Annotated in this window: 15 protein-coding genes; 4 read left to right on the top strand and 11 right to left on the bottom strand. The window is 53.5% G+C overall.

The features are described from left to right. Positions 1-34: 34 nt before the first annotated feature. The 5 genes from ribD to Q8W32_RS06315 all read right to left on the bottom strand — a co-directional run bounded on the left by ribD (position 35) and on the right by Q8W32_RS06315 (position 7,868). Positions 35-1,189, bottom strand: coding sequence for a bifunctional diaminohydroxyphosphoribosylaminopyrimidine deaminase/5-amino-6-(5-phosphoribosylamino)uracil reductase RibD (ribD, locus tag Q8W32_RS06335; RefSeq protein ID WP_305414187.1), 1,155 nt, complete (start codon positions 1,187-1,189; stop codon positions 35-37). Beyond that, entirely contained in the window at positions 1,186-1,671 is a 486-nt protein-coding gene (gene nrdR / locus Q8W32_RS06330; RefSeq protein WP_305414186.1) for a transcriptional regulator NrdR, read from the bottom strand. Before nrdR ends, ribD begins: the two co-directional genes overlap by 4 nt. A gap of 138 nt (positions 1,672-1,809) precedes the next feature. Further along, the gene (locus Q8W32_RS06325) at positions 1,810-2,181 is read right to left on the bottom strand and encodes a hypothetical protein (RefSeq protein WP_303432646.1); all 372 of its coding nucleotides are present in this window, start codon (positions 2,179-2,181) and stop codon (positions 1,810-1,812) included. A gap of 253 nt (positions 2,182-2,434) precedes the next feature. Then, positions 2,435-3,697, bottom strand: coding sequence for a serine hydroxymethyltransferase (gene glyA / locus Q8W32_RS06320; protein WP_303432644.1), 1,263 nt, complete (start codon positions 3,695-3,697; stop codon positions 2,435-2,437). 115 nt (positions 3,698-3,812) lie between these two features. Next, the gene (locus Q8W32_RS06315; protein WP_305414185.1) at positions 3,813-7,868 is read right to left on the bottom strand and encodes an EAL domain-containing protein; all 4,056 of its coding nucleotides are present in this window, start codon (positions 7,866-7,868) and stop codon (positions 3,813-3,815) included. A gap of 233 nt (positions 7,869-8,101) precedes the next feature. On the opposite strand from Q8W32_RS06315, the gene ettA reads away from it, so the two are divergent. The 3 genes from ettA to Q8W32_RS06300 all read left to right on the top strand — a co-directional run bounded on the left by ettA (position 8,102) and on the right by Q8W32_RS06300 (position 11,862). Then, positions 8,102-9,763 (top strand): energy-dependent translational throttle protein EttA, encoded by a 1,662-nt coding sequence (gene ettA / locus Q8W32_RS06310; RefSeq protein WP_303432642.1) that lies wholly within the window; start codon positions 8,102-8,104, stop codon positions 9,761-9,763. Between the two features lie 346 nt (positions 9,764-10,109). After that, on the top strand, positions 10,110-11,291 hold the full coding sequence (locus tag Q8W32_RS06305) for a DnaT-like ssDNA-binding domain-containing protein (protein WP_305414184.1): 1,182 nt from the start codon (positions 10,110-10,112) through the stop codon (positions 11,289-11,291). Continuing rightward, entirely contained in the window at positions 11,215-11,862 is a 648-nt protein-coding gene (locus Q8W32_RS06300; RefSeq protein ID WP_305414183.1) for a replication protein P, read from the top strand. The genes Q8W32_RS06305 and Q8W32_RS06300 overlap by 77 nt, the downstream gene beginning before the upstream one ends. Positions 11,863-11,955: 93 nt before the next feature. Here the strand turns inward: Q8W32_RS06300 and Q8W32_RS06295 are convergent, their stop codons facing one another. The 3 genes from Q8W32_RS06295 to Q8W32_RS06285 form a co-directional block, all read right to left on the bottom strand. Then, positions 11,956-12,669, bottom strand: coding sequence for an NYN domain-containing protein (locus tag Q8W32_RS06295; protein ID WP_303432636.1), 714 nt, complete (start codon positions 12,667-12,669; stop codon positions 11,956-11,958). A 398-nt stretch (positions 12,670-13,067) separates the two neighbouring features. Next, positions 13,068-14,849, bottom strand: a complete 1,782-nt coding sequence (locus Q8W32_RS06290; RefSeq protein WP_305414182.1) for a sodium:solute symporter family protein — start codon at positions 14,847-14,849, stop codon at positions 13,068-13,070. Between the two features lie 27 nt (positions 14,850-14,876). Continuing rightward, positions 14,877-15,140: a DUF4212 domain-containing protein gene (locus tag Q8W32_RS06285; RefSeq protein ID WP_303432632.1), complete on the bottom strand. Its 264-nt coding sequence runs from the start codon at positions 15,138-15,140 to the stop codon at positions 14,877-14,879. A 312-nt stretch (positions 15,141-15,452) separates the two neighbouring features. On the opposite strand from Q8W32_RS06285, the gene Q8W32_RS06280 reads away from it, so the two are divergent. Continuing rightward, on the top strand, positions 15,453-16,832 hold the full coding sequence (locus Q8W32_RS06280) for a deoxyguanosinetriphosphate triphosphohydrolase (RefSeq protein ID WP_305414181.1): 1,380 nt from the start codon (positions 15,453-15,455) through the stop codon (positions 16,830-16,832). Between the two features lie 221 nt (positions 16,833-17,053). Here the strand turns inward: Q8W32_RS06280 and nadN are convergent, their stop codons facing one another. From nadN to Q8W32_RS06265, 3 genes are all read right to left on the bottom strand, one after another. Further along, entirely contained in the window at positions 17,054-19,075 is a 2,022-nt protein-coding gene (gene nadN, locus Q8W32_RS06275) for an NAD nucleotidase (RefSeq protein WP_305414180.1), read from the bottom strand. Between the two features lie 178 nt (positions 19,076-19,253). Continuing rightward, on the bottom strand, positions 19,254-20,780 hold the full coding sequence (locus Q8W32_RS06270; protein ID WP_303432628.1) for a SpoVR family protein: 1,527 nt from the start codon (positions 20,778-20,780) through the stop codon (positions 19,254-19,256). Further along, entirely contained in the window at positions 20,777-22,063 is a 1,287-nt protein-coding gene (locus tag Q8W32_RS06265; protein ID WP_303432627.1) for a YeaH/YhbH family protein, read from the bottom strand. The genes Q8W32_RS06270 and Q8W32_RS06265 overlap by 4 nt, the downstream gene beginning before the upstream one ends. Positions 22,064-22,101 lie beyond the last annotated feature (38 nt).

Genomic DNA, 22,101 nt, shown 5'->3' with positions numbered 1-22,101 from the left:
TTTCTCAATCTGTCTCTGTTGACGATGGGTCGGGTTATGGCCGAGCGGCTTCCGGCTGCAAGGTCAGGCGTAAATCCTGCCCAACCATACGAATATCCTGCCAGTGCCAGCGAATCTGCTGCTGCATGCTATCCAGTGGCAATGCCAGCAACGGCCGGGCATTACTGCCCAGCAAGGTTGGAGCGCAATACAACACCAGTTCATTCACCAGTCCGGTTTCTACAAACGCCGCCGCCAGCCGGGCACCACTTTCGACCAATATGTCATTGTGGCCCTGTTCGGCCAAAAACCGTAGTAGCGCTGGCAAATCAACCTTGCCTGTCTGTGTTGCCGGGCTTTGCCAGAGCGTCAGTTGCCCCAAGGTTGCTGCTCGCTGCACGGTGACCAGGGAGGTATTGGTAACCGCCAGGAGAATATCACCAGGCTGGTCAAAAACAGCTTCGCTGCCGCTGAGCCGTTGTTGGCCGTCAATCACTACCCGTAAAGGCTGACGCCAGAGATGTTCCGGTTGTTTGATACCGGTTTCGGCTGGCCGTACGGTCATGGAAGGATTGTCGATCAGTACTGAGCGGGCACCGGTAATCACTGCGCAGCTGCGCGCTCGTAACCGCTGTACATCGCGGCGGGCCGCGGGGCCAGTGATCCATTGGCTTTCGCCACTGGCCATGGCGGTGCGGCCGTCGAGGCTTTGGGCCAGCTTGATTCTGACCCAGGGCAGGCCACTGCGCATACGCTGGATAAATCCGGCGTTGAGGGATTCAGCCTGATTTTGCAAGCAGGTTTCCGTCACCTCGATACCGGCATCACGCAGATATTGAAAGCCCCGGCCAGCCACTTGCGGATTAGGGTCGCGACAGGCACCAACAACCCGGGCAACACCGGCGTTGGCCAGAGCATGGGCGCAGGGTGGCGTGCGGCCAAAATGGCTGCAAGGTTCGAGGGTGACATAAGCGGTGGCCGCTTGAGCCTGATCGCCCGCCATGCGCAAGGCGTGGACTTCTGCGTGGGGGCCTCCGGCCTGCTGGTGCCAGCCTTCACCCACCAGCACATTATCCTTGACGATGACGCAGCCAACCCGGGGATTGGGGCTGGTGGAATAGAGTCCTTGCTCTGCCAGACGTAAAGCCCTGGCCATCCAGTACTCATCGCCATGGGCTTCTGGGTTATGGGTTGGCGTATATGTCTTCATGGGTTGGTTTCCGTAATAACCGTGGCGCTGACGCTGGCAGACAGGCGTTCAATTTCGGCGCGGAATTCGTCGAGATCCTTGAAGCTGCGATACACCGAGGCAAAGCGAACATAGGCAACCTGATCCAGTTGATGTAATTCAGCCATCACGTATTCGCCAATCTGGCGGCTGGATATTTCCCGGTCATTTTTGTTGCGGATGGTTTGCAGGATACGGTGGATAGCCGCGTCCATCGTGTCGACAGGAATCGGGCGTTTTTCCAATGCCCGTTGGATACCACTGCGGAGTTTGCTTTCGCGAAAGGTTTCCCGGACACCGTTCTGCTTGATCACAAGAGGGAAGGTCAGTTCGACGCATTCGAAGGTGGTAAAACGCTCACCACAGCCGGAGCATTCGCGACGGCGACGAACCTGGGCACCGTCAGCCATCAAGCGTGAGTCGACCACCTTGGTTTCCGGATGTGAGCAGAATGGACAATGCATAGGCGGAACTGACTAAAGAGCGATACGGCCATGGTGGCCAAAGCGCGCCAGTGTACTCCTGCCGTGATTATCAGGCAATGATTTCACACATGGACTTCGGCCAGGCCATCACCGGGTAAACCATGTTCCGGCACGTTTTCAGGCACGTTCGCAGTCGGGATTGGCCAGGACAGTATGGGTCAGGCGCTGAATCAGTTCATTGAGAGGGGTTGGGGTTGGATCAAAGTGGTCGATGTTTCCCCAGCGCTGGAACGGGCTGATGGCAAACCCCTGAGTCACGTCATTAAAGTACAGGCAATGGCGGCCAAAGGTAGCCAGTACCCAGAAACCACAGCCTTCATCGGCCCAGGGGTGCTGTTGCCATATTTCGGCGGTTGGCAAACGCATCAGCTGCCAGAGCGTTTTGACCGGCGCCTCCATACTGGCTTCAGTGTGCTGGATCAAATTGAGTAAGCGGGACTCGGAAATAGGAGACCATTGGGTGTGGGCATGCAGGTTCGACGTCGTCATGAGAGGCATCCTGAGTATCGAAAGAGTACGGTCGGAACTTCTTGCGCGAGCGCTGCGATTCTAGAACGTTGAGGTCTGGTTGCAATAAAAAATTGCCATATCCGATCAAAGTCTATGTGAATTCGCCAGGGTGGCTGGCCAGGGACAGGTCAGATGGCAAACAGACGGGAAAATATGGGGAGTGTGAAGGCGAGCTGTCGAGTCTGGAAACACCGTCGCCACGATGTGCTGTGGCGACGGTGTCAGGCAGGGCTTAGCGGTAAACCGGGAACTGATCACACAAGGCGATGACCTTGGCTTTCACTTCGGCTTCCACTTGCTCGGAAGTGCCGTTTTCCAGGCTGTCCAGTACGTCACAGATCCAGCCAGCCAGTTCTGTTGCTTGCGCTTCACCAAACCCACGGCTGGTGATCGCTGGGCTACCGATACGCAGACCAGAAGTCACGAAAGGTGAACGTGGATCGTTTGGTACGGAGTTTTTGTTCACCGTGATATTGGCGCGACCGAGGGCGGCGTCGGCATCTTTACCGGTGTATTCCTTGCCAATCAGATCAACCAGGAACAGATGGTCGTCAGTACCGCCAGAGACGATATTGATGCCACGGGCAATAAAGGTAGCGGCCATGGCCTGGGCGTTTTTGACCACCTGGGCCTGATACGCCTTGTATTCATCCGACATGGCTTCCTTGAAACACACAGCCTTGGCGGCAATCACGTGCATCAGTGGGCCACCCTGGGATTCCGGGAAGACGGCAAAGTTGAGCTTTTTGTTCAGCTCTTCGTCTTCTTTTGCCAGAATCAGACCACCACGAGGGCCTCGCAGGGTTTTGTGGGTTGTGGTGGTGACGACATCGGCAATACCAACCGGTGTCGGGTAAACGCCTGCAGCAACCAAACCCGCCACGTGAGCCATATCGACAAACAGGTAAGCGCCCACCGCATCGGCGATATCGCGGAAACGCTGCCAGTCAACCACTCGGGAATAGGCAGAGAAACCGGCAATAATCATTTTGGGCTGATGTTCTTTGGCCAGACGCTCGACTTCTGCGTAATCGATTTCGCCGGTTTCCGGGTTCAGACCGTACTGGATGGCATTGTAGATACGGCCAGAAAAAGAGACCGATGCACCGTGGGTCAAGTGACCACCGTGTGCCAGGCTCATACCCAGAACGGTATCGCCGGGTTTGACCAGTGCCATGAAAACCGCAGCATTGGCCTGGGAGCCAGAGTGTGGCTGAACGTTGGCATAAGGTGCGCCAAACAGTGCCTTGGCGCGGTCGATGGCCAGTTGTTCAATTACGTCAACGTGCTCACAGCCGCCGTAATAACGTTTGCCCGGATAACCTTCCGCGTATTTGTTGGTCAGCTGGGAGCCCTGGGCTTCCATCACCCGTGGGCTGGTGTAGTTTTCGGAAGCAATCAGCTCGATATGGTGTTCCTGACGCTGATCTTCAGCCTGCATGGCAGACCAGAGATCCGGGTCAAAGTCGGCAATGTTCATGTCGCGGCTAAACATCAGGTGATCCTCGGTGTGTGGGCGGGTGCATCGGTCGTGGCTACGCCGGGCAATTTAAAAGGGCGAGCATTCTACCCTAAATTATGGCGTTCTGGCACGTGAGTGTTATTCACCATCAGACTGAATCTCGCTCAATTGCTTTGAGGCTGCATACCGGCTGGTCGGTCATACGGGCTTCGAGCTCGTCAGCGGTGACAGGAACCGATAGCAGATAGCCTTGAAGGGTTTCACAACGTGCTTCGATCAAAAATGCCAGTTGTTCGCAGTTCTCGATCCCTTCGGCAATCACCCCCAGCCCCAGATTATGGGCCATGGCAATAATGGTGCGGGTAATCTGGGCATCATCACGGTTGGTGGGCAGGTTCTGGATAAAACTGCGGTCTACCTTGAGAATATCAACCGGAAACTGTTTCAGATAATTGAGTGACGAATAGCCAGTCCCAAAATCATCAATCGAGATGCGTACGCCCAGCGCCCGTAATTCGTGCAACACCGACAGGGTGAAATCAATATCGTCGATCAATGCGGATTCGGTCAGCTCCAGCTCCAGATGGTGTGGAGAAATACCGGATTTTTGCAGTGCCTGTTTGACCTCGTCGACAAAGCCGGGGTATTTGAACTGACGTGCAGAGACGTTGACCGCAATCAGTTGAATCGACAGCCCCAGCTCAAGCCAGCCCGCCATTTTCAGACAGGCTTGCTCCAGCACCCAGCAGCCAACTGGGCCAATCAGCCCGGTATCTTCCAGAATCGGTACAAACTCCTGTGGCAAAACCTCGCCGCGAACCGGGTGATGCCAGCGCAGCAGGGCTTCGACACCCACGGCGCGCAAGGTCCGGGAGTCGTACTGTGGCTGAAACAGCAAGTACAGTTCCTGTTTTTGCAGCACCTGGTGCAGATCATTTTCCAGCTCCATCCGTTCCACCGCCTGGCGGTTCATGGCGGCATTATAAAACTGCAGATTGTTACGGCCAGCGTCCTTGGCATGGTACATGGCCATATCGGCGTTTTTCAGCAGTTCGATAACACTGTCGCCATCGTTCGGGTAGGTGGCGATACCGATACTGGCACTGAGGAATAACTGGTGCTTGCCAATGTAATAGGGTTGGTTGAGTTCTTTGAGAATACGCTCTGCCACTCGCTGGGGAATGGTGACCACGTCGTGATTGGTATTATCAAAGGCCAGTCCGATGGTGAATTCGTCACCGCCCATCCGGCACACCATATCGCCACTTTTGACACATTGGCGCAGCCGCTCGGCGACCTCAATCAAGACCTTGTCTCCCGCTGGGTGGCCAAGGGAATCATTGATCGGCTTGAATCGGTCAAGGTCAATAAACAGCAGCGACAGATGGCTGTTGTGATGGCTGGTCTTGTGCATCAGTGCTTCCAGCCGCTCGTGCATCTGGGCGCGATTGGCGAGGCCGGTGAGAGGGTCGTAGTAGGCGAGGTGATGGATGCGCTCTTCGTTGGCTTTACGCTCGGTGATGTCCGACATAATGATGGTCAGACTCTGGATCTCGTGTTGTGGATCACGAATGATGCTGATGCCGGTCCAGGAAGTGCGTGTTTCGCCACTCATGCAGCGATATTTGAGTTCGCCCTGCCAGTAATTATCAACCACCAGCGTTTCGATAATATCGTGCATATAGTGGTTGTTGCGATGCTCCGGAGCGACCAGGTGATCCGGGGTTTTACCGATAATTTCATGCGCCGGAAAGCCGGTAATCTGGGTAAAGGACCGGTTGACCTTGACTACCCGGAAGTTGTCATCGGCGACGATAATGGCTTCGTTGGTGTTTTCAAACACATCGGCGGCCAGCAGCAGTTCTTGTTCGTTACGGCGTTCTTCCGTGACGTCGCGACAAATCCCTGTGATGCCCTGTGTGCTGCCGTCCGGGTTGCGAATCATGCTGGCCTGTATATTCAACAGGCGGCGTTCGCCATCCCGGGTTGTCGCCTGAATATCCTTTTGTAACAGATTGTGGTGCAGGTCGGGGTTATTGGTTGCTGTTTGCAAGGCCTGGCGCAAATCGAGCTGTAATGAGCGGATATCGCGGAGGCTGAAAATCACGTCGATTCCCAGCTTCAGCAATTCGTCCGGTTGATACCCCAACAGCCGGTGTACGGAAGTACTGACGAAATTGAGCTTCATATGGCTGTCGGTGGCCCAGATGACGTCGGTCATGTTTTCCGCCACCATGCGATAGCGGGCTTCGCTTTCGATGGTTTGTTGCTGTTTGGCGCGGTCGTCGGTGACATCTCGGGCGGTGCCAATGTAGCTGTTTACATTACCGTTCTGATCGTACCGGAATGGCGTCAGCTCGAAGCGGATTAGCCGGGTGCTGCCATCGTGGTGGCGGCATTGTAAACAGATGATATGCGCCTTGCCCGGTGGCAGGGTTCTGAGGACAGTCAGCGCCTGATGGCAGCGTTGTTTTTCTTCGTCCGAGGCATACAGTAACCAGTCGCAACAACCATCGTTATCGGCCAGCGCCGGATACCCCAGTGTTTCCGAACCGGAGCGGTTGCGGTAAATGATGGCAGGCTCCAGCTGATCGTCCAGATCGGCGACAAAAACGGTATCCGGCATGGCGGCCATGACCGCCGCCCAGAAGTTTTCCTGTTCCCTTGCCCGTTCCGCCGCTCGTTTTTCTTCGGTGACATCAATCAGGGAAACCATCAGCTTGTGCTCGAAACCCGGACTGAAATGAATCGACAGCTCCCGTTGCTGGCCATCAAAACGGGTAATCGCAACCTGGGTATGGGTAAACCGGGATTGTTCCTGGCGGCTTTGTTGAACGGCATCGAGAAAGGCGTGACGGTCGTCAGTAAACAGCTGGCGAAATTGCCGTTGCAGCTGGGAGCGGCTGCTGGCACCCGCCAGGGCAATGGCCGCTTGATTGACATTGATAATGCTCAGGCTGTCGATACTGTTGTGAAACTCCGCGATATCCAGCAACCAATGCGCGACACCTGATTCCTCAAACAGTGACATATAACGCTGACGGCTGCGTTCCAGTTCGCGCCGGGTATGTACCGAGGTGCTGATGTCGCGCAGTATCCAGACGATGCCATCAAGCTGCTGATCGCGATACAGCGGGTAATGGCTCTGCTCCATGATGCGTGATTCTCCATCAAGGCTAGCCGTCAGGGTACGGCCTTTGTCGTGCAGGTGTGCCAGCTCCTGAACACTCAGCCCATGGGCCCACAAGGCTTGTGGGTGTGGCCAGATCGCCGCGAGAGTGTGGCCTTTAAGCAAGGTATAACCATTTTGTGCCAGCAGCTCACTGGCCCGGTGATTGACATAGTTCACTTCACCGTTGGCATCGGTAGAAATCAGGGCATCTTCGATTGACTGCAGCACCCGATTGGCCCGTTCTTCCGCTTGCTGGCGCTGAGTATCGGCTTGGGTCGCAGCCTGCTCCGCCTGCTGCACCGAACGACGAAACGCCCATACCGAAGAAATCAGTATCAAAATCAGCAATAGCGGGGCGAGCAAATAGCCGGTCAGATGATGCTTCAGATCCTCCGGTAACGGGAAGGCCACCACAGACCAATGCGTGCCGGGAATCGCCTGTTGTACCAATGGGCTGGTCGGAGGATGGCTGATCTGGCGATGGCTTTCAGCGTACGGCGCCAGGGTATCGATCAGCCGGAGCGTAATGCCGGGGTTGCCGCTGGGTAAAATATGACCACGGAAACGGTCCAGCGAGTGGCGGCTGATAACCCGATAAGACTGTCCAGAACGATGGCACCAGGACTGCAGATAAAGCTGCTGGTCGACTCGATAGGGTTGTGTCAGCAAGGGCGAGTCCGGCTGTTCTGCCAATGTCAGCAGATGATTGTGATCCAGTAGCGGCCCCATTTGTTGCACATAAACCAGCGGCTGCGTGGTCGTCACCATGGCGATGGCTTCCAGCGAAGGCGTTAATGCTGTCAGCTGGTCGAGGTCAGTGCTGTGATTTGGGAGCGTCTTGTGGGTACTGGCTGAGGTTGGAGGAGTGGCAGATATCTGCCCACTTACACTGCATTGTAACGGCGTATATGCCAACAACAGCGAGTGCATGACCGTGGCTTGTTGCTGCACCAGCGTGGTGGCATTGGTGAGTAATCGCTTACGGTCGGCGTGTATATGCTGGAACACATTGAAGACAACAATCGCCACCATGATGATCAATGAGGGAAGAAAAAAATAATGTAGGCGCGTTGCTGGTCGCACGGAATGGCCTGCTGGGTCATGATGCTGCATGAATCTGATCTCTGCTCATTATTCTGACAGATAAGAAACCGGAACGGTTTCTGCACACCCGGTCACTGGGTGTGTGGATCGTGTTGTCGCTGATTGCCATTCACGGTGGATTTCAGTAGTTTGGCGCAGCATTTTCAGTTAAAGGTTTCACCATGGCACAGTATGTATTTACGATGAACCGTCTGGGCAAGATTGTACCGCCCAAGCGTCAGATTCTGCGCGATATCTCACTATCTTTTTTCCCGGGTGCCAAAATTGGTGTGCTCGGCCTGAATGGTTCCGGTAAGTCGACCCTGTTAAAAATCATGGCAGGTATTGACCAGGATTTTATTGGCGAAGCGCGTCCACAGCCCGACCTGAATATTGGCTACCTGCCCCAGGAGCCGGAACTGGACCCGGCCAAAGACGTCAGAGGCAATGTTGAAGATGGCCTCAGCGAACTGATGAACGCCAAGGCCGAACTGGATGCCGTATACGCCGCCTATGCCGAGCCGGATGCCGACTTTGACGCCCTGGCCAAAAAGCAGGGCCAGCTTGAAGCCCTGATCGAAGCGGCTGACGGCCATGACAGCGACCGCCAGATGGAAATTGCCGCCGATGCGCTGCGACTGCCACCCTGGGATGCTGATGTTACCAAATTGTCAGGGGGAGAGCGTCGTCGTGTTGCCCTGTGCCGTCTGTTGATGTCAAAACCCGACATGCTGTTGCTGGACGAACCCACCAACCACCTGGATGCAGAATCCGTCGGCTGGCTGGAGAAATTCCTGGAAGAATACCCTGGCACCGTGGTAGCAATTACCCACGATCGTTATTTCCTCGACAATTGTGCCGAATGGATTCTGGAGCTGGATCGCGGCCATGGTATTCCTTACGAAGGTAACTACACCACCTGGCTGGAAGCCAAAGAGAAACGCCTGGAGCAAGAAAAGAAAGAAGAAGATGCCCATGCCAAGGCCATCAAACACGAGCTGGAATGGGTGCGACAAGGTGCCAAAGGGCGTCAGTCCAAATCCAAGGCACGTCTGGCCCGATTCGAGGAAATGAACTCCCGCGAATTCCAGACCCGCAACGAAACCAACGAAATCTACATCCCGCCTGGCCCACGTTTGGGTGACAAGGTGATCGAATTCCATAATGTGACCAAGGCTTACGGTGATCGCGTTCTGATTGATGACCTCAGCTTTACCGTACCCGCGGGTGCGATCGTCGGGATCGTTGGGGGTAACGGAGCGGGTAAATCCACCCTGTTCCGTATGATTGCCGGGACAGAGCAACCCGATAGCGGCGAAGTGGTTATGGGCGACAGCGTCAAACTGGCCTTTGTAGAACAGCTGCGTGACGAGCTGGACGACAGCAAAAGCGTCTGGGAAGCCATCTCTGGCGGTCTGGACATGCTGACCATCAATGGCAAGGAATACCCCAGTCGTTCTTACATTGGCCGCTTTAACTTCAAGGGTGGAGACCAGCAAAAACGGGTTGGAGACCTTTCCGGTGGTGAACGTGGCCGCCTGCAGCTGGCCCATACCCTGAAACAGGGAGCCAACGTTCTGTTGCTGGACGAACCGTCCAACGACCTCGATGTAGAAACCTTGCGCGCATTGGAAGAAGCCGTACTGGCCTTCCCCGGAGCCGTGATGGTGGTATCCCACGATCGCTGGTTCCTCGACCGTATCGCCACTCATATCATGGCGTATGAAGGTGATTCAAAAGTCAGCTTTTTTGAAGGCAACTACACTGAATACGAAGCCGATCGGAAGAAACGCCTGGGTGCCGACGCAGCGCCAAAACGTATGAAATACAAGCGTTTGGCGTAATTCGTTCCGGAATGCTGGCACCTGCCTGCCGGTAAAATCAAGCCGCTTGATTGAGCGGCTTTTTTAAGCATTTTAAACACGATAAACGCTTCTCTGGTGACAGGTTTTTTCAGGGTTAATGGAGAGCGTGGATCGCAGGTGCTCTTGAGCGGTGGCACAATGTCGCAGTAAAGGAGCCGGATGCGCTTTTATCGTGCCCGGCCCCGAACAGCAAACACTGGCATCACAGAATCGTATGACTCTCTGGCGCTATGACGGTAGCATGGTGCAATGCCACTAGCCGCTACGGTTAATGCTCTCGTTTTATTCTTCCGTTTTTGATTCAGGTTAATTCAAGCAATGCATCATGAGTAATCACCCTCTGTTCAACGATTATTCCATCCCTTTGTCTGTGACGCTGGCCGCCACGATCGGGCTGGAAGATGCAGTCTTACTGACGATTATCAACCAGGCTGCGATATTACAGCCCGACAGCCACCATCAGGGTATCCGGCTGGCGCGTGATACCGTGCGCCAGCAACTGCCTTTTTGGGATGATGTGACGATTCGCCGTACGCTGGCAAGCTTGGTAGACAAGGGGCTTATTCGCTTGCATGGCCCGATGTACCCGGAAAGCGTTGAACTGGTACTGAGTTTTGAACACAGCCAGTCGGCCGCTGCAGCACCGGCCCGACCTCTGGGTGGTGCTAGCGCAGTACCGATGGCACAGGGAATACCAGCCGCCCATGCTCACCACAGTATTGGCCAGGATTGGCAGCCCAGTGCGGATACACTGACCCGACTGCAACAGCATGGTATTCCGGCCAGTTTTATCTGGGCCCAGCGGGATGTCTTTTTATTACAAGGGCAAGAGCAAGGGGCTAACCGGAACGACTGGAATACCCGCTTTTTCCGCTTCGTCAAAAAACAGTGGGTATACGCCCAGAACGACGCCGAACGTCAACGGCTGCAGCAAGAAGGCCAGCTGAACCGCAGTGGTTTCAGTGTTGCCAGTGACGAAGCCGCTCCCATTGGCCATCAGTGGCGCCCCAGTGAAGATGCCTTGCAGATATTACAACGTTCCGGGATTGAACAGCAGTTTATTGATGATGCCGTGGCAGAATTTATCCTGTACTGGCGTGAGCGGGGCGATGCGCTAAAAACCTGGAACAGCAAGTTTATCCAGCACATTCGTCAGCAATGGGCGCGTTATTCGGCGGCGGTGGAACATTCGACCGTACCCTTGCCGATTCCCAGCGACTGGCAACCCTCGAGCGACTGTTACGATATTCTCTCCATGGCACATATCAACCCGCAATTTGCCCGTGAACGGGTAGCCGAATTTGTGCTTTACTGGCGTGATTCCCGTCAGGTACACAACAGCTGGAACAGCCGCTTCTTGCAATACATCAAACAGCAATGGGCGCGGCAGCTGTCACAACCGACCCCGTCGACAACATCAGGAGGCAAGAATGGACAAGCAACTGCTGAACCGGACTACACAACAGTTGAAGCAAGTTTGCGCCGACTCAAGGACACCAGCTGGTGAAGGGCAAAAAGCCGCCAACACCGAGCAGAAATCGGCCTTGAACCAAATGTTTGAGCTGTTTCGCTTCAACTACCACAACCAGTTTCTCAAAGCCTTTCCCGATGCTGCGACCCTGATCACCGCCAAGCGCTTGTGGTCCCGGCTGCTGGTGGATTACCCGGCCAGTACGATCCTGGCGGCCGCGGAGCGCGCCGTTAAGGAATCCAGCTATTTGCCCAATGTCCATGAAGTGATTTCTCGCTGTGACCTGGCAGGGGAGTTGGGCGTACCGGATGCTCATGCCGCGTATATTGAAGCCTGCCGGGCGCCTTCGCCGAAAAAAACCTTCGCCTGGAGTCACCCGGTGGTGTATTTCGCCGGACGGGCCAGTGACTGGTTTTTTCTTGCCAATAATGCGGAATACAAAGCCTTTCCGGTATTCAAACGTAACTACGACCTGCTATTGCAGCGGCTGCAACAGGGCGAGGATATTCAGCTGACCATTGAGAAAGCACTGCCAGAAACCAGCGAACGGCCATTGGCGCGTCAGCAACAGCAAGAAAAACTGCAGCAGCTGAAATCCTTGCTGTGATGTGGTTGTTTCAGAGTGTTTCAGGATATATTTGTTGTAGCCAAAAAAAACCCTGAAATATCCTCTGGAAATAAATAGACGTTACCGTACTTGTTACGCCGTTTTTTCTCTAACATAAATATGTACATTAGAGGATTCATCACCAAATTTCCGTTCTTGAAACTCCAGGTAAATCAACGATCTAACCAGTTTTCCGAGTTTTTCAAAACCATAATTTCTTGGATCAAACGAGGGTGTTTTCTTATTGATATATCCTCCAACCGCTGATAACGGTGACCAGCCATCATCTTTGGATACAGCATTAACTGCATCGATAATAATTCTTTTTAATTCCGGGTTGCCGGATTCATCCTTGATATTTTGATGTTCAGATTTTCTTAACACTTCTGTATATACAAATTTGTCACATGCGGCTACAAATGGCTCTGGTGTTTTCTTTTCGCCAAAACCATATACAACCAATCCACTTTCGCGAATCCTGTTCGCCAGCCTGGTGAAATCACTATCAGAAGAAATCAGGCAAAAACCATCAAGCCTTCCCTCGTGTAACAGATCCATTGCATCAATAATCAGAGATGAATCCGTGGAGTTTTTACCTTGTGTGTAGCTGAACTGCTGTATTGGTTGGATCGCGTACTTGTGAAGGTGTGGCTTCCAGCTTTTCAGATTGGTTGTTGTCCAATCTCCATATGCTCGTTTCACACTGGCTACACCAAATTTTGATATTTCCGCCAATAGTTCTTCGCAGATTGCAGCCTGGGCATTGTCGGCATCAATGAGTACAGCCAACCTATCGTTTTCTGACATTCTTCTTGTCCTTTCTGTTTAGCCGTTTTGTTTCTTCGAATGCGCATTTTTCAAGTAGCCTTGACACGTAAAACGACAGTACGCCAAGGCAATGCTTTATCATTCAGCTATTCAAGCTAGCAGCCACTGAAAAAACGCGCAACCTCTGTTCTGGTTGAATGCCCAGAGACCTGTCCCTGTAAACGCCCCTGTAAATGCCTCTGTAAATTTATCAGGGTTTACAATACCGAGGCTATCCTGACCTTGGCGGAGATTGCCGCCTTCACGACAGCTTTTCCTCTTTCTCTGTTGCGGCTGGGACCTTTCAAGCTGCTTGAGCCTGTATCTGCAACACCAAACAACAGCCATAAAAAAACCCGGCCGAAGCCGGGTTATAACGAGAGTTCGTTTATCACATCTTAGTGATCCTGAGCGGCGCTGGCGCCTTTAGGAACACGGATGCTTTCAACCATTTCTTCAATATGTTTCGGTACTGGTGCTGTCATGTTGGTGACAACAAAAGCAACCACAAAGTTGATCAACGCACCCAGAGCACCGAAGGCCTCAGGGGATACCCCCAGGAACCAGTTATCTGGAGTGTTTGGCAACATCTCGGTACCGGCAACAAAGAACCAGCCTTTGTAGACGAAGATATAAACCAGTGTTGAAACCAGGCCTGCCAACATACCGCTTACTGCACCGGTGTTGTTAATCTTGCTGCTGAAGATACCCATCATCAAGGCCGGGAAGATAGACGCGGCAGCCAGACCAAAGGCCAGGGCAACTACCTGAGCGGCGAAGCCAGGAGGGTTCAGGCCAAGGTAGCCTGCGACCATAATGGCACCGGCCATGGCAACACGAGCGGCCAGCAGTTCCTGTTTCTCTGTGATATTCGGCATGAAGGTGCTTTTCAGCAAATCGTGCGAGATAGCAGAGGAAATGGCCAGCAACAAACCAGCGGCTGTAGACAGTGCTGCAGCCAGACCACCGGCAGCAACCAGAGCGATTACCCAGTTAGGCAGGTTAGCGATTTCAGGGTTGGCCAGTACCATGATGTCACGGTCAACTTTCACCATTTCATTGCCTTCCCAGCCATAAGATTCGGCTTTGGCAGCAAATTCAGGGTTTTGATCGTTGTAGTACTGGATGCGGCCATCACCGTTTTTGTCTTCAAACTGCAGCAGACCAGTGGTTTCCCAGTTTTTGAACCAGTCAGGACGTTCGGAGTATTCCAGGTTGGCTTGTGGATCACCAACGGCAAATTCAGGATTCTGGATGGTGTTGGTCAGGTTCAGACGAGCCATAGAGCCAACTGCAGGGGCCGTGGTGTACAGGATGGCAATAAACAGCAATGCCCAGCCCGCAGACTTACGCGCATCAGATACTTTAGGAACCGTGAAGAAGCGGATAATAACGTGAGGCAGACCGGCTGTACCAAACATCAGTGACAGGGTGTACATCATCATATTGAAGGTGCCGCCTTTCTGGGCGGTGTATTCCGCAAAGCCGAGGTCAACCAGGGTCTGGTCAAGCTTGATCAGCAGGGGAGTGCCGTCGGCAGTATCACCCATGAAACCGAGTTGTGGGATTGGGTTGCCAGTCAGGTTCAGGGAGATAAAGACCGCAGGTACGGTGTAAGCAAAGATCAGTACACAGTATTGCGCGATCTGGGTGTAGGTAACGCCTTTCATACCGCCGAGTACGGCGTAGAAGAATACAATCGCCATACCGGAGTACAGGCCAGTTGCATAATCAACGTCGAGGAAGCGGGAGAAAGCCACGCCGATGCCTTTCATTTGACCAATTACATAGGTCAGGGAAGCAACGATCAGGCAGACAACCGCAACGATACGGGCTGTTCTGGAGTAGTAACGATCACCAATAAAATCAGGCACGGTAAACTTGCCGAACTTGCGCAGGTAAGGTGCCAAGCACAGAGCCAGCAGTACATAACCACCGGTCCAGCCCATCAGAAAGATAGACGCGTCGTAACCTTTAAATGCAATCAGACCGGCCATGCCGATAAAAGAAGCAGCAGACATCCAGTCAGCACCGGTTGCCATACCGTTAGCGACCGGGTGAACACCGCCGCCAGCAGAGTAGAATTCGCCAGTAGTACCCGCTCGGGCCCAAACTGCAATACCCATATACAGGGCAAACGTAAGACCTACAACAATGTAGGTTAAGGTCGTGAGATCCATTATTGATTCCTCAGCTATTTATTTTTATTAGTCGTCAACGCCGAATTCACGGTCGAGATCACGCATTTTTTTAGCGTAATAAAATACGATTGCTAGGAACACGTAGATTGAACCTTGCTGTGCAAACCAGAACCCCAAGCCGACACCACCCACCGGGATATTGTCGAGTAATGGCCGTAGCAAAATACCGAATCCATATGAACAGACAGCCCAGATAACCAGCAGCACCTTCATCAAGTTGATGTTTCTGCGCCAGTAGGCTTTTTTATCGTCTTCAGACTTGAAAGACATAACCCCTCCTAATTGTTATTTTATAGGTCAGTTGTAACCTATCAGTTAAGTTCGATTGGGCAATAGATAGACCTTGGTATTAGCTTCGGGATAAATCGGAAGTTTTTTGAAAACTTCAATAAAATCAATCGGTTAAATATATTTTTTAAAAGGCTATACCATGGTCGCAAGTGACCGCTGGCGACCTTGCAGTGGGTGGCATGGAGAGACAGGAAAGATGACCGCTGCGGTTAAAAGACCAGAATTCAGTCATAACGGCATGGTGTCGTCGAACAGCCAGAGGCCTGGCCCGGCGCAAGGAGAGAATAATTGATGGCAAAACAAGCGGATGGTGGCACTGAGGGAATGGCTGGCAGCAGTATGAACTGGCGGCAATTGTTGTTGCCGCTGCGTTATGGCGAAACCCAGGCCCGGCTGGCGCTGGATATCGGTCGAACGCCTTTTCACAAGGATTATGACCGTATTATTTTTTCATCGGCGTTTCGGCGCCTGAATCGTAAAACCCAGGTGCACCCCCTGACTGAGAACGACCACTTGCACAGTCGCCTGACGCATTCATTGGAAGTGGGGTGTGTGGGGCGCTCGCTGGGCAGCATGGTAGGAAATGCCATGGCGCATCAACTGCCGGAATTTATGGATGCCGGAGACCTGGGAGCCTTGGTACAGGCGGCATGTCTTGCCCACGATATCGGCAACCCTCCTTACGGCCACAGTGGAGAAGAAGCGATTCGGCACTGGTTTATGGATGCACAGAACCGACATTTTCTGGAAGACCTGACGGCGCAGCAGCAGGCTGACCTGATGACGTTTGAAGGTAACGCCCAGGGGCTGCGGCTGGTCACTCAGGTGGAATACAACCGTTTCAAGGGGGGGATGCGGCTGACCTATGCCACCCTGGGGACGTTTCTCAAATACCCCTGGAGTGTGATGGAAGTAACCGAGGGGCGGGCGAAAAAATTTGGCTGTTATCAGTCAGAATTGCCGATCTTGCGTGAAGTCGCCGCGACGTTGGGGCTGTTGCCGCGTGGTGAAGATCGTTGGTGTCGTCACCCTCTGGTGTATCTGGTCGAGGCCGCCGATGATATTTGTTATGGGCTGATTGATCTGGAAGATGGTGTGGAAGTTGGCCTGCTGCAGTACCACGAGGTTGAAGCCCTGCTCAGTCCATTGCTGGTGGATCAGTGGGAGCAGGTGAAGGAAGATATTGCCAATGAAGACGGCGATCGCCGCAAGCTGCAGATTTTACGCGGCTACGCCATGGAGGTGATGGTGCAGGCTGTCAGTGCCAGTTTTACACGCCATGAAGCACAATTGCTGCAAGGGAACCTGGCCGGCGGCATTATCGATTATTGCCCGCCAGCGGTACGCCAGGTGGTGGCGGATGCCAAGGAACTGGCCCGTCAGCGTATTTTCCGCGACGGCCGCAAGTTGACCATTGAAATCGGCTCGTACACCACATTGGGGGTGCTGCTGGAATCCTTTCTCAGTGCAGCGCGGGAATGTGCCTTGGGTCAGGCCGCCACGTTTCGGAATACGCGCTTGCTGGCGTTGATGGGCGGTTCTGCCCCCAAGCCTGGCTGGACCCTGTATGAAAGTTATATGCGTACGCTGGATTATATTTCCGGAATGACCGACACCTTTGCCGCCAGTCTGGCCCGGCAGCTTGAAGGCTATAATCCGCCGTCCCAATAGTCGGTTGGTTATGGTTACCGCCTGCTTGTTAATAGTTGCCGGGTTAAATAGGGGGGAATGGGTGGTTTATGCTTGGTTGCTGGTCGCGCAAGTAGCGAGAGTAGTGAGATCGGTTAAGACGGCAAGATAAAAACAGAAAAACCGGCCAACCTGTTCAGGTTGGCCGGTTTTGTTTTAGTCAGGCAACGTTCGTTGCCCGGTGAAGCCTGATGGCCGGTTTATTAGTAGCCAGTACAGGTTTCTGTGCTGTGGTTGCAGCCATTGGTATCGATCAAGGTTTGAGTCGAGTACTCAGTAACTGGCAGCTTGCTCAGGGATTCACCGTTGTCGGTCAGAAGCGTCATATAGTCAACGAAGCTCTGGGCATACTCAGTGAAAGTATCCACATAAGCGTCACCAGTGATGGTGCCAAATGTGGTGTAGCCATCCTGGCCTGCCGCAATGTAGTTATTGGTTACGACGGTGTAGGTGGTCGCCAGATCCATACTGCTCCAGTCGCCTGCGCCACGGGAGTTGACTTCAATATTGCTGAAGCGGCTGCCTTTTTCCTGAGTCAGGTCGACATCAAAACGCAGGCCGTAAGCGTAAGGGTAGGCACCGGTTGAACCGTCGGTATCCAGTGTGTAATCCAGCGCGTCTTCCAGTACATCCTGAATTTGTTGGCCGGTCATATCCAGCGTTACCAATGTGTTGGCAAAAGGCATCAGGGTAAAGGCATCGGCAATGGTGGCGTCGCCAGCAGCCAGATCATCACGAACACCACCGCCATTCTGAATGCCGATATCCGCGGTTGGTGTGACGGTGACAAAACCCTTGGCGACCTGACCGGTAATATCAGAACCGTGGGCGCTGGTGGCTGTGACGTCACAGATGCTGGAGCGGCCTTGACCAGGAATACGCTCGAAACACATATCTTCAGCGATAGTGCCGATAACGGTTTGTTCCAGTATTGAGGTCTGTTCGTCGTATACGGCCAGCAGGTCGGCGGTAACAGAGTCTTCCTGAGTCAGGACGATTTCGTCATGGGCGGTCAAAGCCTGGCTGATGGCAAAGGCCGAGTTGCCGCTCAGCGTGGCATCTTCACCAGTGCTGTCTTCGTATTGGTAGCTGTTGGCAATCGGCATGTATGGCTGGCCTTCACAGGCGCTAACCACACCATCGGCGTCGAAGCTGACCGTCAGCTTGCCCAGCAGGTGGGCGTATTCCCAGGCTTGTACCACACAGACAGTTTCGCCGTCGGCGTTGGTCACGACGGTTGGGTATTCAGCGACCGAGGAGCCAACTCCGACGCTGGCAAAGGTGTCATCGCCGAGCAAGGTGTGGGAATCACCACCCACAATCACGTCAACACCGGTCAGTGCTGCGGCCAGCGTCAGGTCGTTGTTGTACTGGTAGTGGGTCATCAGCACGATTTTGTTAACGCCCATACCTTCCAGCTCATCAATATATTGCTGTGCGGTAGTGGTTTCGTCGAGGAATTCGGTGCCGTCATCAGGGAATGAGGAGTTTTTGGTTTTATTGGCAATATCGATACCGATAACACCAATTTGCTCGCCGTCACGTTCAAAGATCTGGTAGGGCTGGATCTTGTCCTTGATGGCTGAGTCATCGTGAGGCACGACGTTGGCTGCCAGCGTCGGGGTTTCGCAAGCAGAGGCGTTCAAGGCATCGATAAAGACTGCAAGGCCATCATCACCATTGTCGAACTCGTGATTACCCAGTGCGAAAGCGTCGAAGCACACCTGGTTCATCATTTCGGCATCGGCCAGACCATTAAACAGCGAGTAGTAAAGTGTTCCGGTGACGGCATCACCAGCATGCAGCTTCAGGACATTGTCACTTTGGCTGGCAAGGGTGTCGAACAGGGTCACCATCATCGGGAAACCGCCGTAAGTGACCTCTACTTCGGCAATGTCCGAACCGTCTGTCAGGCTGGTGTCCAGAGTCAGGCCGGAGACATCAAAGTCAAAGGTGTCGGCGGCGATGTGTGAGTGGTGATCATTCATATGCAGAATGGTCAGGTCGATGGCTTTGGCAGTTGATGCATCGGCACCATCTTGACCGTCCTGGCCGTCAGTACCGTCCTGGCCGTCAACACCATCAGTACCATCCTGGCCGTCTACGCCGTTAACACCATTGGTGCCATCGATACCGTCGACACCATCTTTGCCATCACTGCCATCGCTACCACAGGCTGCCAATGAAATGGCCAATGCCAGCGTGGATAATCTGAACAGGTTCATGTCCTTTTCCTCTGAATAGTATATAGGGGTCGTCGAAAGCATAGAAACGTAAGTAAATTTGATGAATTTACCATTACGGAGATGTGATTTGTAAATGACACTTATTCAAAGAAGAGTGCGGAGGCGGGAGGCGGGCAGCGCCTCTGCTGAGACGCTGCCCGTGGAGTGGCTGTGGGGATCAGTGCGCCACGGTCATGGCTGGGCAACTTTGTTTGTTGACTTGTTTGCCGTCCTTGTAGGTTTCCAGGTGAATATCAAATCCCCATAAATAATTCAGATGTTTGAGTACTTCATGTACATCCTCAGACAGTGGGGTGCCATCCTGCATGGTGTGGCGTAATGTCATCGAGCGATCCCCTTGCAAATCGACTGCCCAGACCTGGATATTGGGTTCCCGGACTGACAAGTCGTACTGCCGCGCCAGCATTTCCCGAACCTTGCGATAGCCGCTGTCGTTATGAATGGCTTCAACCTCGTAGTGGGCTCGTTCATCGTCGTCGTAAATACTGAAGAGATGAAACTCCCGCATCAAGTGCGGCGACAGGAACTGCTGGACAAAACTTTCATCCTTGAAGTTGTGCATGGCAAAGTGCAGGGTTTCCAGCCAGTCTTTACCGGCGATATCCGGAAACCAGTCGCGATCTTCTGCGGTGGGGTTTTCGCAAATGCGCTTGATGTCCCGGAACATATTGAAGCCGAGGGCGTAGGGATTGATGCCGGAATAGTGTGGAGAATCGAAGCTCGGTTGATGCACCACATTGGCGTGTGACGCCAGCACTTCCATCATAAAGCCGTCGGTGACCTTGCCTTCATCGTACAGGTGATTCAGCAATGTGTAGTGCCAGAAGGTGGCCCACCCTTCGTTCATCACCTGAGTCTGGCGTTGCGGGTAAAAGTACTGCGAAATTTTGCGTACGATACGCACCAGCTCACGCTGCCAGGGGGCGAGCAGAGGGGCGTTTTTTTCGAGGAAATACAGCAGGTTTTCCTGTGGTTCTTCCGGGAATTTACGCGGTTTGTTTTTGACTTCATCAGTGCTGTGGGTCGGCAAGGTACGCCAGAGGTCGTTGATTTGCCGTTGCATCTGGTCTTCCCGTTCTTCCTGGCGCAACTTTTCTTCGGCGGCGGAGATCGGCCGTGGCCGACGATAACGATCGACGCCGTAGTTTTGCAGGGAATGACAGGCATCTAACACTCGTTCGACTTCTTCGTTGCCGTAACGTTCTTCACACTTGCGGACGTAGTGCTTGGCAAACATCAGGTAGTCAATAATGGAGCTGGCATCTGTCCAGGTCTGGAACAGGTAATTACCCTTGAAAAAGGAGTTGTGACCGTAACAGGCGTGGGCAATCACCAGCGCTTGCATCGGCATGGTGTTTTCTTCCATCAGGTAGGCGATACAAGGATCGGAGTTGATAACGATCTCGTAGGCCAGACCCATTTGTCCGCGCTGATAGCTTTTCTGGGTGGCGAGAAACTGTTTGCCGTAAGACCAGTGGTTGTAGCCAATCGGCATACCCACCGAGGAATAGGCATCCATCATTTGTTCGGCACTGATGATTTCAATCTGGTTGGGGTAGGTATCGAGACCGTAGCTTTTGGCAATGCGGGCGATTTCCCGATCGTAGTCTTCCAGCAGGGCAAAGCTCCAGTCGGAATCGGTCGACAGGTACTCACGCTGGTCTGTCGCTGGTTTTGGGGTCATACCGCCTCCTTATAACGCTCTTTGGCGAACAGCTCCCGGAAGACCGGAAAAATATCGCCGGGATTGCGGATCTGGGCTGTTGCAAACTGTTGGCTATAGGCTTTGGCGACGCTCTGATAGGCGTACCAGAGTGCCTGGTGTTCATGGGGCGTGATTTCGATATAGGCAAAGTGCTGAATGGCGGGTAACAGCTGTTCGGCAAGAATACTGGCGCACAGCGGTGAGTCATCATCCCAGTTGTCGCCGTCGGATGCCTGGGCGCCGTAGATATTCCAGCCGCCACTGAGGTAGCGTTCCTGGACGATATTATTCATCAGCTTCAGTGCGCTGGAGACAATGGTGCCGCCGGTTTCTCTGGAGTAGAAAAACTCTTCTTCGGTGACTTCCTTGGCGCTGGTGTGGTGACGAATAAAAACAATCTCGATGTGTTCGTAGTTCTTTTCCAGAAACAGATACAGCAGCAGGTAAAAACGCTTGGCCAGATCCTTGACGTCCTGGGTCATGGAGCCGGAAACATCCATCAGGCAAAACATAACGGCCTTGCTGGTGGGGGTGGGCACCTTGATCTGGTTGCGATAGCGCAAGTCGAGCTGGTCGATAAACGGCAGCCGTTTGAGTTTTTTCTCCAGCGAGAGAATTTCTTCTCGCAGGGCGTTGATCTGGTCGGCGTTGCTGTCGCCTGCGCCGTCGGCCAGCAAGGCATCGATGGTGGCGGTCAGTTCACGAATCCGGCGGCGTTTGCCTGCGCCCATGCCAATACGACGAGCGTGGGCATTACGCAGTGACCGTACTACCGAGAGGTTGTTGGGGGTACCTTCGGAAACAAAGCCGCCTCGCCGGGTCTTGAACTCTTTTGACTGCGACAGGGTTTTCTTGATCATGTTGGGCAGTTCGAGGTCATCGAACAGGTATTTGAGAAACTCCTCCTTGGTAATAAAGAAGCGGAAGTCGTCTTCACCTTCCCCCTGGTTGCTGGCTTTTCCTGAGCCGGAGCCGCCACCACCACCTTTGGGTTTTTCCAGCTGGTCGCCGGTGTTGAATTCTTTGTTGCCCGGAAATACCCGGTGCTGCTTGCCGCCCTGACCATGGCTGATAACCGGTTCGTGGGTGTTGCGGGTCGGGATGCTGATCTGCTCGCCGCGTTCCATGTCGGTGATGGAACGGCGCGTTACGGCATCCGCAACCGCTTCCTTGATATGTTGGTTATAGCGCCGTAAAAACCGTTGCCGGTTCACCATGCTCTTGTTTTTGCCGTTCAGGCGTCGATCGATAATATAAGACATACAGTGTCTCCACTCGTCAGAAGCTTCCCCGTGAAGCG

Source organism: Oceanobacter sp. 3_MG-2023 (assembly GCF_030688925.1).
In the GTDB taxonomy this organism is placed as follows: domain Bacteria; phylum Pseudomonadota; class Gammaproteobacteria; order Pseudomonadales; family Oceanobacteraceae; genus Oceanobacter.
The sequence above is the reverse complement of the archived record's forward strand: the minus strand, read 5'-3'. Positions and strand labels throughout refer to the sequence as shown.